Origin of the sequence: Serratia sp. CY38905, assembly GCF_052168875.1 — a bacterium.
GTDB classification, from domain to species: domain Bacteria; phylum Pseudomonadota; class Gammaproteobacteria; order Enterobacterales; family Enterobacteriaceae; genus Serratia; species Serratia sarumanii.
In genome coordinates, this window is record NZ_JBJNLV010000006.1 from 12722 (window position 1) to 25735 (window position 13014).

General features: G+C 60.0%; 13 protein-coding genes. 3 read left to right on the top strand and 10 right to left on the bottom strand.

The features are described 5' to 3' along the window. Window positions 1-11: 11 nt before the first annotated feature. The 4 genes from mprA to ACJ8MK_RS14500 form a co-directional block, all read right to left on the bottom strand. The gene (gene mprA, locus ACJ8MK_RS14485; RefSeq protein WP_004928879.1) at window positions 12-530 is read right to left on the bottom strand and encodes a transcriptional repressor MprA; all 519 of its coding nucleotides are present in this window, start codon (window positions 528-530) and stop codon (window positions 12-14) included. 161 nt (window positions 531-691) lie between these two features. Continuing rightward, window positions 692-1039 (bottom strand): L-valine transporter subunit YgaH, encoded by a 348-nt coding sequence (ygaH, locus tag ACJ8MK_RS14490; protein ID WP_033649768.1) that lies wholly within the window; start codon window positions 1037-1039, stop codon window positions 692-694. Continuing rightward, window positions 1029-1775 (bottom strand): AzlC family ABC transporter permease, encoded by a 747-nt coding sequence (locus ACJ8MK_RS14495; protein ID WP_043147848.1) that lies wholly within the window; start codon window positions 1773-1775, stop codon window positions 1029-1031. Before ACJ8MK_RS14495 ends, ygaH begins: the two co-directional genes overlap by 11 nt. 121 nt (window positions 1776-1896) lie before the next feature. Next, the gene (locus tag ACJ8MK_RS14500; protein ID WP_103830246.1) at window positions 1897-3096 is read right to left on the bottom strand and encodes an MFS transporter; all 1200 of its coding nucleotides are present in this window, start codon (window positions 3094-3096) and stop codon (window positions 1897-1899) included. A 105-nt stretch (window positions 3097-3201) separates the two neighbouring features. Here ACJ8MK_RS14500 and ACJ8MK_RS14505 point away from each other — a divergent pair, with 105 nt between their 5' ends. Next, window positions 3202-4080: a LysR family transcriptional regulator gene (locus ACJ8MK_RS14505; RefSeq protein ID WP_103830245.1), complete on the top strand. Its 879-nt coding sequence runs from the start codon at window positions 3202-3204 to the stop codon at window positions 4078-4080. A 29-nt stretch (window positions 4081-4109) separates the two neighbouring features. Here ACJ8MK_RS14505 and proX read toward each other — a convergent pair whose 3' ends face one another. From proX to proV, 3 genes are all read right to left on the bottom strand, one after another. Further along, complete coding sequence (proX, locus tag ACJ8MK_RS14510) at window positions 4110-5111, bottom strand: glycine betaine/L-proline ABC transporter substrate-binding protein ProX (RefSeq protein WP_033635697.1); 1002 nt, start codon at window positions 5109-5111, stop codon at window positions 4110-4112. Between the two features lie 70 nt (window positions 5112-5181). Continuing rightward, a complete protein-coding gene (gene proW, locus ACJ8MK_RS14515; RefSeq protein ID WP_060439359.1) occupies window positions 5182-6288 on the bottom strand; it encodes a glycine betaine/L-proline ABC transporter permease ProW in 1107 nt (368 codons plus the stop codon). Then, window positions 6281-7483, bottom strand: a complete 1203-nt coding sequence (proV, locus tag ACJ8MK_RS14520) for a glycine betaine/L-proline ABC transporter ATP-binding protein ProV (RefSeq protein WP_033635695.1) — start codon at window positions 7481-7483, stop codon at window positions 6281-6283. Before proV ends, proW begins: the two co-directional genes overlap by 8 nt. 232 nt (window positions 7484-7715) lie before the next feature. Between proV and ACJ8MK_RS14525 the strand changes: the two genes are divergently transcribed. Then, entirely contained in the window at window positions 7716-7874 is a 159-nt protein-coding gene (locus ACJ8MK_RS14525; protein WP_154610457.1) for a hypothetical protein, read from the top strand. A 16-nt stretch (window positions 7875-7890) separates the two neighbouring features. On the opposite strand, the gene ACJ8MK_RS14530 is transcribed toward ACJ8MK_RS14525, so the two are convergent. Both ACJ8MK_RS14530 and ACJ8MK_RS14535 read right to left on the bottom strand, forming a co-directional pair. Continuing rightward, on the bottom strand, window positions 7891-8577 hold the full coding sequence (locus ACJ8MK_RS14530; RefSeq protein WP_033635694.1) for a response regulator: 687 nt from the start codon (window positions 8575-8577) through the stop codon (window positions 7891-7893). Between the two features lie 32 nt (window positions 8578-8609). After that, on the bottom strand, window positions 8610-10202 hold the full coding sequence (locus ACJ8MK_RS14535; protein ID WP_060388309.1) for an ATP-binding protein: 1593 nt from the start codon (window positions 10200-10202) through the stop codon (window positions 8610-8612). Window positions 10203-10528: 326 nt separating this feature from the next. Between ACJ8MK_RS14535 and ACJ8MK_RS14540 the strand changes: the two genes are divergently transcribed. Next, on the top strand, window positions 10529-11884 hold the full coding sequence (locus ACJ8MK_RS14540; protein WP_033635692.1) for a 2-hydroxycarboxylate transporter family protein: 1356 nt from the start codon (window positions 10529-10531) through the stop codon (window positions 11882-11884). Window positions 11885-11982: 98 nt separating this feature from the next. Here the strand turns inward: ACJ8MK_RS14540 and ACJ8MK_RS14545 are convergent, their stop codons facing one another. Next, window positions 11983-12954 carry a patatin-like phospholipase family protein gene (locus tag ACJ8MK_RS14545; RefSeq protein ID WP_033649775.1) on the bottom strand — a complete coding sequence of 324 codons (972 nt, stop codon included), beginning with the start codon at window positions 12952-12954 and terminating at the stop codon, window positions 11983-11985. Between the last annotated feature and the right edge of the window lie 60 nt (window positions 12955-13014).

Consider the following 13014-nt stretch of genomic DNA (forward strand, 5'->3'; position numbering starts at 1 on the left):
GAAATTGTGAATTAGGGTAACTGTTCTGTGATTTCCATTTGATCCAGACGTGCCAGCAATTTGCGCGTCAGCTGTTCCAGCTGTTTTTGCTCATCGTCGGTCAGCGTGGACCACAGGAAATGCAGACATTGGTGCTGCGGTGGCAGCAGTTGACTGAGAAACTCTTCCCCCTGCGGTGTCAGATGCAGATGCAGGCAGCGGCGATCGTTGTCGCTTTCCCGGCGCTCGATCCAGCCGCGTTTCTCCAGCTCATCGGCGATGCGGGTCGCATTGGTGCGCGAGGAGCCCAAGGCAGAGCTTAGCTCAGAAGGTTGGATGCTGTGGCTCTCCTGCGCATCCAGGGTAATCAGCGCCATAAACAGTGTTTCGTTAATCCCCTGCGCCTTGAGCATCTTATTGCGGTTTTCCAGCAGCTTGCCTTGCATGTGCATGCACAGGCGGGTCAGCAGGATTTCCTGATAAGGGAAATCTTTCTGCCGCGTGGCGCGGAAATTCAGCATTTGTTCTATGGGGGCAAACGAGCTTTCCATAATTTAGGGCCTCATTAATTTCGTTCGAGATAGTAACGACGGTGACTAATAATGTAAATGTTCAGCCGTGCGGATAATTTAGCAATTCGTGTCATTTGTCAGTGTTTGTAAAGATGTGGCGCCTGAAAACGCCAAAGTGAAGCCAAACGATCGGAGCGGCGTCAGCCCGGACCGAAAAGCATTAACAGCTTTAATGTGACGCCAAAGGCCGTCGCGCCGAGCAGCGTCGACAGAATGATGCTTTTGCTGCGGTAGAAGCACAGCGCCAGCGCGGCGAACCCCACCAACGTCGGCAGCAGCTTGTCCGGTTCGCGCATCACCACCGGCGTGCTGGAGACCACCAGCAGGGCGCAGATCGAGGCGATGCCGATGCTGTCGAGCAGCAGGGCGGCTTTACCGCGTTTGAGGCCGGGTTGGGCGCGCGCCGGCGCCAGCCGCAGCGGCAGATAACGGAACAGGTAATTGGCGCAGCCCACCACCAGACCGATCGCCAGCACATCAGTGTTCATGGGGGGCCTCCGCAGGGGCTGGCTGGAACAGGGCGGCGATGCAGCCGGCGCCGATGCCGGCCAAAATGGCGACCGGAATGGAGAACAGCACTACGCCGAGCAGCGCGCCGGCCAGCGCGGCGGCGATAGTCAGGCTCTGCGGGCGGCGGAAGGCGGCCAGCAGGAAGCTGAGAAACAGCGCCGGCAGCATGAAGGCCAGCGAGGCTTCTATCACCGGGAACTGCTCCAGCGGGCCGTTGCCGAACAGCGCGCCGAGCGCGGTGCCGGCGACCCAGGAGAGCCAGGAACAGAGCGCGATGCCCAGCATCCAGTTTTCGCTCCAGCTGCGGTTATTGCGCATCAGCCTGGCGGTCGCGGCGGCGAAAACTTCATCGGTCAGGCCAAAGGCCCACATCGCCGTTTTGCCGGGCGACATGCGCGAGACGATGCGGTGACGCAGCGCCGGGCCGTACAGCAGGTGGCGCACGTCCATCGCCATCACCGTCAACGCGGAGACCCACAGCGACATTCCGGCGCTCAGCAGGGCGGTGATCACGAACTGGCTGGCGCCGGCGTAGATGATGCAGGAGAAGAAAATGCTTTCCAGCGGGGAAAAGCCCAGTTTGACGGCGCTGAGGCCGAAGGCGAACGCCACCGGGACATACCCGATGACGATCGGCAAACTGTCGACGACGCCGTTGGCGAAGGTGGCGCTGACGGCGGGCGGATTGAGGCTGTCTGCAGCTTGGCTTTGCATGGTTGTGGGTCGCAGGGTAGATAGGACTTCAATAGTTTATGGCCAGAACATTACCAGAGAGTAAGTAATGTTTATACCCTGCACCGCTAATAAATTTCTTAAGTTACTATTTGCACGATAATCAGATTGTCGCCAGCCCCTGCGGATCGTGGTGCTTGCCGAGCCACCAGGTCAGCAGGTTGAGCAGGCATAACACCCCGCCGGCGGCGGCCACGCCGTACCAGCCGGCATGCTGATAGGCCGAGGCGGAGAGCAGTGAACCGAGGGCGCCGCCGATAAAGTAGCTGGTCATGTAGCCGGCGGTCAGGCGGTTGCGCGCGTCCGGCATGATGCGGTACATCACGCTCTGGTTGGTGACGTGTACTGCCTGCACCGCCAGATCGAGGATCAGGATGCCGGCGATCAGCGCCCACAGCGATTGTTTAGCCAACGCGATGGGTATCCAGGACAGCAGCAGCAGCACCAGGCCGACGGTGGTGGTCAGCCCGGCCTTGCCCTTGTCCGCCAGATGCCCGGCGCGCGAAGCGGCCAGCGCCCCGGCGGCGCCCACCAGGCCGAACAGCCCGATCACCCCCTCGGAGTAGTTGAACGGCGGCGCGGCGAGCAGAAAGGCCATGGAGGTCCAGAGCACGCTGAAGTTGGCGAACGACAGGGCGCCGAGGATGGCGCGGGTGCGCAGCAGCGGCGTGCGGCAGAACAGGCTGAAGATCGAGGCCAGCAGCTGCGGGTAGTTCAGCCCGGAGTGCTGCTTATAGCGCGGCAGCGCGCGCCACAGGATCAGCGCCATCAGGATCATCAGCACGCTGGCGACCCAGTAGATGGTGCGCCAGCCGCCGAACGACGCCAGTGCGCCCGCGACGGTGCGCGCCAGCAGGATGCCGAGCAGCAGGCCGCTCATGATGATGCCGACGGTCTTGCCGCGCTTTTCCGGGTGAGCCAGCGTGGCGGCCAGCGGCACCAGGATCTGCGCCACCACAGAGAACAGCCCGGTGAGTGCGGTGCCGAGGATCATCATCGGCAGCGTGGCGGAGGTGGCGGTGATCAGCATACCCCCGGCGGCCAGCAGCGTCATGAAAACGATCAGCCCGCGGCGCTCGAACATATCGCCGAGCGGCACCAGCAGCAGCAGGCCGGTGGCGTAACCAAGCTGCGCGGCGGTGACGATAAAGCCGGCCTGGTTGACCGACAGATTGAAGCCGGTGGCGATGGTTTCCAGCAGCGGCTGCGCGTAATAGTTGCTGGCGACCGCCAGGCCGGTAGCGATGGCGATCAGCACGGTCAGCGCCGGGCTGAGGCCCGGGTGGACGTTTTGTTGGTTCATGATTTTTTCATCACGGGAAGAAGATAGCGCGCAGTATCCGGCAATGCGTCTGCGGAAACCAATGTATAATTTTCATTTGATTTATCTCATTTCAAGATAGATGCCATGAACCTGAAACAGATCCGCTATGCGCTGGCGGTGGCGGAGGAACAGAGCTTCACCCGGGCGGCGCAGCGCTGCCATACGGTGCAGTCGGCGCTCAGCCACCAGATCGCCAAACTGGAAGAAGAGCTGGGCTGTACGCTGTTTGAGCGCACCTCGCGCCGGGTGCGATTGACCCCCGCCGGCCAGGCTTTCATTCCCTCGGCGCAGCGGCTGCTGGCGGCACAGCAGGCGCTGGTGGAAGAGGTGACCGCCGCCGGGGATGCGGTGTCCGGTACCTTGACCATCGGCACCATTTCAACCATAAACGCGATTGATCTGACCGAAAAGCTCGACAAGTTTCATCGCCACTATCCGGCGGTGAACATCCGCCTGTACGTCGGCATGAGCGAAGCCCTGCTGGAGGACGTGCGTCAGCAGAAGTGCGATATGGCGTTCGTCGGCATCTGGCCCGGCGACGTCGATTTGCTGCCGATGTCGCACCGGCAGTTGACCGATGAGCCGCTGGTGGCGTTGGTGGCGCCGCAGCATCCGCTGGCCAACCGCGAGCGGGTGAATCTGCAGGCGCTGGCGGAAGTGCCGCTGGTGGATTTCTACAGCGGCACCGGCGCGCGGCGCCAAACCGATCGCGCCTTCCAGGCGGCGGGCATCCGCCGGCACGTCAGTTTTGAAATCGATCATATCGAATGGTTGGAGAATCTGGTGCGGCGCGGATTGGCGGCGGGCATCGTACCGATCTCGACCGCGCAACGCCTAAGCACGCTGGTGTCGATTCCGATTGAAGACGGGCCGCGACGCCAGGTGTATTGCATCTGGCCGCAGCCCTTGTCAAACGCCGCCGCACGTTTTTTACAGTTCAGCGGCATTGATATGGTGGGGTAGGGGGCGGCGGATGCGGCGCCCCCGAGCAGTTACGGCTTCGCCGCCTCGGCGGCGGTTTTCACCCAGCCGTCGAAGGTCGCCTGATGCGCCTTGATCCAGCCGTTGACGTGGTTCTGGATGTCGGCTTCCGAAGCCTGGCCTTCATGCATACGCAGGTTTTGCGCGTTAATGTCGGCGATCGGCAGCTTCATGATGGCGAACAGCTTGGCGGCCGCCGGATTGGCTTCGGCCCACTGCTTGTTGGCGGCGATGCGCATGGTGTTGACCGGGAAGCCGTAGTTGGCGCCGTTAGGCAGCTTGGTGTCGACGTTCTTCTGCTCGCCCGGCAGAGAGGAGAACGGCACCTGCAGCCAGACCACGTCGCGGCCCGGCACCATCACATCGCTGACCCAGTACGGCGTCCAGGTGTAATACAGCACCGGTTTGCCCTCTTTGTAACGGGTGATGGTGTCGGCGATCATCGCCGCGTAGTTGCCCTGGTTGTGCTCGACGGTGTTGCTCAGGCCGTAGGCCTTGATGTGGTGGTTGATCACCGCTTCGCAGCCCCAGCCCGGGGTGCAGCCGGTCAGATCGGCCTTGCCGTCGCCGTTGGTGTCGAACAGCTTGGCGATCTTGGGATCCTTGAGCTGTTCGACGTTGGTGATGTGGTATTGCTCGGCGGTCTTCTTGTCGATCAGGTAGCCCTGCGCGGCGCCGTTGACGTAGACGCCTTCGCGGTAGAACTTGGCGTCGCCGCCGGCGGCCTTGTACTGATCGGCGTGCAGCGGATCCCAGTTGACCGCGATAAAGGTCGCGTCGCCGGAGGCGATCGAGGTGTAGGCGACGTTGTAATCCACTTCACGCGGTTCTTTCACGTCGTAACCCAGTTTTTCCAGCGCCTTGCTGACCAGCAGCGTCTGGAAGGTCTCTTCGGAAATGGTGCTTTGCACCGGCTGTACCGCGATCCCCTTGCCGGGTAAATCTGCCGCGCTCACGCTCTGTGAGCCAATCAGCGTCGTCAGGGCGAGAGCCCAGATGCCCGTAGTGCGCATAGTGTTTCCCCTTTTTTCGATGTGGTGGTGTCATAGCCCGCCGGGGCCGCAGCCGCCGGCGGGAAAAGCGTCAGGCTTGCTTGATGAACGGGCGAGTCAGCAGCCCGATGGGGCCGCGGCGGTACCAGCGGCCGATGCCTTTGCTGCGGCGATCGCGCCCCAGCGATTGGGTGAGGCGATCGAGAATGATCGCCAGGATCACGATGCCGACCCCGCCGACGGCGGCCAGGCCCATGTCCAGCCGGCCGATGCCGCGCAGCACCATCTGGCCCAGCCCGCCGACGGCGATCATCGAGGCGATGACCACCATCGACAGCGCCAACATCAGCGTCTGGTTCACGCCGGCCATGATGGTCGGCATTGCCAGCGGCAGCTGCACCTTGAACAGCAGCTGGCGCGGGCTGGCGCCGAAGGACTCGGCGGCCTCGATCAGATCTTCCGGCACCTGCTTGATGCCGAGAATGGTCAGGCGCACGATCGGCGGCAGCGCGAAGATAATGGTCACTACTACGCCCGGCACGTTGCCGATGCCGAACAGCATGACGATCGGCACCAGATAGACGAAGGCCGGAGTGGTCTGCATCGCGTCGAGCAGTGGCCTGATGACTTTGGCGGCGTGCTTGCTGCGCGCCAGCCAGATGCCGAGCGGCAGGCCGATAAGGATGCAGAAGAACAGTGCGGTCAGCACCAGCGCCAGCGTGACCATCGCCTGCGACCAGGCGCCGATGGCGCCGATGGCGACCAGGGAGAGCAGCGTCGCGGCGCCCATGCCGATGCCCGAGACCTGCCAGGCGAGCAGCGAGAACACCAGAATGGCGATCGGCGCCGGCATGCCCAGCAGCAGTTGCTGGAAGCCGCTCAGGATCATGTCGACCGGCACGCGGATGCCCTGGAACAGCGGGCGGAAGTGCAGCACCAGCCAGTCGATGCCCTGCGTGACCCAGGTATCGAACGGCACCCAGGCCTTGTGGAACGGATCGAGCAGGCTGAAGTGTTCCGGCTGCGCCGGGGCGCTGCTGAGCCAATCGGCGCCTTGTCCGGCGGCGTCATGGGTGGCCGGCGGCGGCGCGCTGGACCAGGCGTCGCCGGCGTTGGCGGCGGCATCGTTTGCGGGTGCGGCGCCGGTATCGGCCGGTGCGGTAGCCCAGGGATCTTGGGTTTGCGTAGTATCACTCATTGGCGGAGCCCTCCTTGTCCAACGCCTGCAGCAGCATGGCCTTGGAGATGATGCCGAGATAGTTATGTTCTTCGCACACTACCGGCACCGCGCACGGCGCCTGGGCGACCAGGGAAATCAGATCGCTGAGCGGCGTGTCGGCCGGCACGGCGGCAGGGGCCTCGAGCAGGGCATCGTCCAGCGTTTGATTGGCGGACAGCGCCTTTTTCAGCGACTCTATCGACACCACGCCGATAAATTTCTTTCCGCGTTCAACAACATAACCATAATCACGGTCCTCATCGCGCAGCAGCTGCAGCGCCGATCGGGGGCCAAAGCCGGGGGTTTTGCGGATCAGCGTCACCGGGCGCCGTTGGGCGATATCCTTGGCGCTGAATACGTGACTGATGTCCACGCCGCGGAAGAAGGTGCGCACATAGTCGTTGGCCGGGTTGTTCAGGATCTCGTCCGGCGTGCCGACCTGGATCACCTCACCGCCCTGCATGATGGCGATGCGATCGCCGATGCGCATCGCTTCGTCCAGATCGTGGGAAATAAACACGATGGTGCGCTGATGCTGGGCCTGTAATTTCACCAGCTCATCCTGCATTTCGGTACGAATTAACGGATCGAGCGCCGAGAAGGCTTCGTCCATCAATAATATATCCGGGTTATTGGCCAGGGCGCGGGCTAATCCCACGCGCTGGCGCATGCCGCCGGATAATTCATCCGGATAAGACAGCGCATAATTCTCCAGCCCGACCTGGCGCAGGGCATCCAGCGCTTTTTCCTGGCGTTCCTGCAGCGGTATGCCGGCTAATTCCATACCGAATGCGGTATTATTCAGGACGTTCATGTGCGGCATCAGCGCGAATGACTGAAATACCATGCTGATCTTATTTCGCCGCACGGTACGCAGCGCGGCGTCGGATATTTTGGCGATGTCCTCACCGTCGATCAGCACCTGGCCGCGGGTGGGTTCTATCAGACGATTGAGAAGGCGTACCAGGGTGGACTTGCCGGAACCGGAGAGCCCCATGATGACAAATATCTCGCCTTCTTCAATGGCCAGAGTGGCGTCTTTTACGCCGAGCGATAAGCCGGTTTTTTCAAACAGCCGATCTTTTGTCAGACCTTTATCCAGCAGTTTGAATGCGCGTTCCGGGTGTTCGCCAAATATCTTATACAGGTTCTTTACTTCGAGTTTAATTGCCATGCAATTTGCTGTTTCCTCTGGTTTAATTAACGCGTTATGGGCTGTCCTTAGCAAAATAAAAGAGCTTTTTACCCTAACACAGTGAATATCTGAGACAACCCTCAATGTCATTTAAATGGGATATTAGTGGTTTACATCAAGGTTTTAATTAGTTATGGTAATTTTGCCCATGACTCGAAATTGACGGCCGCTATTCGCCATAATGGTTTGGTTTTTAGGGAAATAACGCGGCGTGAAGCAATGGGATATTTCGCTTCTGCGTCTGCCGTTTCGGATAATAAAAAACCCGACCAGAGGCCGGGTAAAAGTCATCAGTATTTCATCAGTTTTAACGACAGGTGCCGATATCGAGGGGGATATCGTCGGGCGCTATGTTATCGCCGTAATATGACAGCCAGATGGCAGCCTCAGGCCTTGCGATACAGCCGCCGCGGGTGGCCGATATTGCCGTACAGCATCTCCACCCGCACGAACTGGGTGGCGACGCAATATTCCAGATAACGGCGGGCGGTAGTCTTGCTGATGCCGACCTGCTCCACCACGTCTTCCACCGCATGCGCCACCGCCGGCTGGGCGATAAACAGCGCCTGCACCAGCTCGAGGGTATTGGTTTCGATGCCTTTGGCGCTTGGCTCGCTGGAGAACTGCTTCGACTGCAGGTTGTACAGCGCATCGACGTTGTCCTGATCGATGATCTTGAAGGTGCGCTGGGTTTGCACGAACTGCATGAAGCGTTCGAGCGAATTGCGCAGCCGCTTGTAGGATACCGGCTTGATGATGTAGTCGAAGGCGCCGTTGCGGATCGCCTGGCTGCAGGTGTGCATGTCGCTGGCGGCGGTGATGAAGATCACCGAACAGGCGGGGTTCTTCACCGCCGGCTCTTCCATCAGCTCGATGCCCTGGCCGTCCGGCAGAAAGTTATCCAGCAGGATCAGCCGCGGCTGATGCGCATTGGCTTTGGCCCGCGCTTCGGCCAGCGTGGCGGCGTAAGCCACCACCCGCAGGTTGAAATTTTTCTCGATGAACTCCGCGTGCAGCGTCGCCAGTTGCGGCTCGTCTTCCACGATCAGAACGTCCAGTGCTTGGTGTGACATAATCGGGTGCTCAAAAAATCGGGTTATGGGTTTTATTTAGGGATAAATATAGAGAATATCGCGCCGTGCGGCTCGTTGTCCGACACTTCTATGCTGCCGTGCGCCTGCGCCACGTGGCTGGCGACCAGATGCAGGCCGATGCCGTGGTCGCTTTTATCCGCTTTGGTGGTGACGCCCTGTTCAAACAGCGTATCACGAATCTCCTCGGCGATGCCGGTGCCGCGATCCGCCACCTCGATCACCAGCTCGTCGCTGCCGTCGCTGATATAAAGCTCGATCGCGTCGTGCGGGGCCGGGCAGTGCAGCGTCGCCTCCACCGCATTATCCAGCAGGTTGCCGACGATCGACATCAGTTCGGTCTCATTCAGCGCCGCCGGGATCTGCCGCAGCTGGCAGGCCGGATCGAAGCGCAGCTCGATGCCTTTTTCTCTGGCGCTGGAATATTTGCCCAGCAGCAGGCCGCACAGCGCCGCCGAACTGAAGCGCTGCGAGATGAAATCGAGGATCTCCTGCGCGCCCTCCGACTGGGCCTCCACGTAGCGGATGGCCTCGTCGTAGCGCTGCATATGCAGCAGCCCGGCCAGCGTGGCGGTCCAGTTCAGCTGTTCGTGGCGCATGATGCGCAGGTTGTCGGCATAGCGTTTCACCTGGCTGAGCTGGCTGCTCAGGGTATTGATGTCGTTCTTGTCGCGGAAGCTGATAACCCAGCCTTGCAGCTCCTGCTCCTGCATGATGCGCACTCGGCTGGCGATCACCCGCACGTGATTGAAGCGGCACACCTCATCGTGCGTATCCTGGCCCAGCTGCGCGGCGGCGAAGAAGTTCGGCTGCGCCTGAATGACGTCGCCGATCGGCCGGCCCAGCAAGCCGGCGGCGGGCTGGTGCAGATCCAATAGCTCGCGCGCCGCATGGTTGATGGTGATGATCCGCATCTGCGGATCGATGGCGATCACCCCTTCATAGATGGCTTCCAGCAGCGCTTTTTGCTGGCGCACCAGCAGCGCGATCTCTTTCGGCTCCAGCCAGAACATCTGGCGCTTGAGGTTTTTCGACAGCAGCCAGGAAAAGACGAACAGGGCGATCAGCAGCAGGACGATGGAGCCGATAATTTGCGTCAGCGTCCTGGCATTTAAATTATCGATGTGCGATTTCAAATAGCCGACGGAAACGATGCCGATCACGCGATTATTTTCATCCAGGATCGGCGCCTTGCTGCGCAATGAAACGCCGATGCCGCCCTTGCGAATGGAAATAATGCTTTTCCCTTCCAGCACCTCTTTATTATCGCCGCCGATCATCGGCGTGCCCAGACGGCCTTCATATTCGGAATGATAAAGATGGCGGGCGTGATTATCGCCGATGACGATATAACTGGCGTCGCTGCTGGCGCGGATTTTTTTCATCAGCGCAGTGATTCGGGCGGCGTCGTTGTTTTCCACCGCGTTGACCAGCGAAGGAATGAGGGCGATTTCCCGTGCCTGCACCTGCGCGCGGGCGCCGAGATCGCGGTGCAGTTGCGCATCCAGCTGGTAATAGGTGTAGGCGCCGATGCAGGTCAGCAGCAGGCAGGAGAAGGCCACCAGGCACAGAAACAGCTTGATTTGAAATGAGAGTTTGAGCCGCATGGCGGAGCTTTACCGTAAAGAGATCCTGAAGCCTTACCCTATCACGAGAAGCGGGGTCTGTAATATTGCGCTCGATCAACTTGTGATCCCTCACACGGGATTAGAGTGAACCGGACGAGAATTGTTCGTCTGCGATAAAGTTGATAAGCTTTAAAATAAAAACGGCATTAACACCATTAAAACCACGCCGGTTTTTACATAATCTTAATTAACCCCATAGAAACCATAACCACCATTAAAAACCCTTTTTAACTTTGAACATAATCACAGCAGATAATCCGTGCGCTTCTCTATGATGGCTGAACAAACTAATAAGAGGCCAGATTATGAGCACAACAGATGATTCTTACCTCGTAGCCAAAGACAAGGCCGCCGATATTCCTCTGCGCGAGAAATGGTGGCGGATACTGGACAATTATAAAGTAGGGATTATTCCGTTACCGTTCTTTATTCTGGCCGGCGTATTGATTCTGCTCGACTGCCTGGAAGGCAAATTGCCGAGCGATATCGTGGTGATGGTGGCCACCCTGGCATTCTTCGGTTTCGCCTGCGGCGAATTCGGCAAGCGCCTGCCGCTGATCGGCAAAATGGGCGCGGCGGCGATCTGCGCCACCTTCATTCCTTCCGCGCTGGTGCACTACGGCCTGCTGCCGGACGTGGTGGTGGAGTCGACCACCAAGTTCTACAAATCGACCAATATTCTTTATCTCTACATCTGCTGCATCATCGTCGGCAGCATCATGAGCATGAACCGGCAGGTGCTGATCCAGGGCTTCCTGCGCATCTTCATTCCGATGCTGTGCGGCGAGATCGTCGGCATGCTGGTGGGGATGGGCGTCGGCATGGCGCTGGGCCTGGAGCCGTTCCAGATCTTCTTCTTCCTGATCCTGCCGATCATGGCCGGCGGCGTGGGTGAAGGGGCGATCCCGCTGTCGATGGGCTACGCGGCGATCCTGCACATGGAGCAGGGCGTGGCGTTGGGGCGCATTCTGCCGATCGTGATGCTCGGCAGCCTGACCGCCATCGTCATCGCCGGCCTGCTCAACCAGTTGGGCAAGCGTTATCCGCACCTGACCGGCGAAGGCAGCCTGATGCCGAGCAAGCAGGGCGACAGCGACATGAACGCGGTGGAAAAAATCAGCGGCAAGGTGGATGTCAGCACCATCGCCTGCGGCGCGCTGCTGGCCATCCTGTTGTATATGGTGGGCATGTTGCTGCACCGCCTGATCGGCCTGCCGGCGCCGGTGGGCATGCTGTTCGCCGCCGTGGCGGTGAAGCTGGCGCATGGGGTGTCGCCGCGCATTCAGGAAGGCTCGCAGGTGGTGTACAAATTCTTCCGCACCGCCGTGACCTATCCGATCCTGTTCGCGGTCGGGGTGGCCATCACGCCGTGGCAGGAGCTGGTGGACGCGTTCACCGTACAGAATCTGATCGTGATCGTCACGACCGTCAGCGCGCTGGTGGCGACCGGTTTCTTCGTCGGCAAGAAAATCGGCATGCATCCTATCGATGTGGCGATTGTCTCCTGTTGCCAGAGCGGGCAAGGCGGCACCGGCGACGTCGCGATCCTCACCGCCGGCAACCGCATGTCGCTGATGCCGTTCGCGCAGATCGCCACCCGAATCGGGGGCGCTATCAACGTCTCGCTGTCGCTGCTGGTGTTGGCCAAGTTCTTCGTATAACTCCTAGAAATCCTTAGCGTTACTTTGCCTTTCCCCGCCCCCGCGGGGATTTTTTTTGCCCGCGCGCCGGCCGTACGCGCGGGCGGGGTGGATGGGGGTTATGCCGCCTGTTTCATGGCGGCGTCGTACCAGGCGAAGTAGCGCTCTACGCCGCGGCGGCCGGATTCGATCAATGCGCGTTTTTTCTCCTCGCTGATGCCGAACTCCAGCGTGCCGACGTCAAGCGTGTCGACATACACGGTGCGTTTCCAGTCGTCGCTGTCCAGGTGCACCTTGGTTTGGATGTCCAGCATCACGTTGGCCACCGCCAGGGTGAAATCAAACAGGTTGTTGACCTGCGTGCGCGGACCTGCCTGCCCGGCTGCCTGGGCGATTTCGCCGGCGGAGTCCAGGCGAAGGCCCAGCGTGCGGGTGTTGATGCGCTGGCTTGAAGCGTCGATGTAAGGCGGCGTGGCGGAGAAGTCATAGTCGAACAGCCGCACCGGGTAGTTGTCGATCATGCCGCCGTCGATGCACAGGTCGCCCAGGGTGTTGTTCTTCGCCACGAAGGCGAATGGGAATGACATCGAAATGCGCAGGCCGTCCGCCACTTTCATGCGAGGCGTAGTGCGATGCGAATAGACCTCGCGCTGGCCGCTGTTGAGGTTGGCGCCGATAAAGTAAATCGATTTGAACCCTTTCGCCGCTTTCATCGCTTCGAACTGTTCGAAGGTAATATCCGGCTTGCCGGTGTATTGCTTGATAATATCGCGCGACCATTGATAGAAATAATCGCCGGGCGCGATGCCGTATTGATTGAACAGGCGATAGGCATCGTGGAGCGTACCGAAAAAGCCGCCGTTATAATCGAGGAATTTTTTAAAATCCATCGCCGACAGAATTTTGGTTACGTCCGCCGAGCTGCAGCCCAGGCCGACCAGCAGCGCGGCGATAGCGCCCGCCGAGGCGCCGGAGGTTTGCTTGATCTGTGGCATGATGCCTTTAGCTTCCAGCAATTCCAGCGCACCGCCATAGGCGATGCCTTTTACGCCGCCGCCTTCAAAGACCAGATTTTCGAATTGATAGTTCATGATATTTCCTCACTCTTGGTTTAGGGAGTAAGAAAAATAACCAAGTGGCGAGCGAGAAAA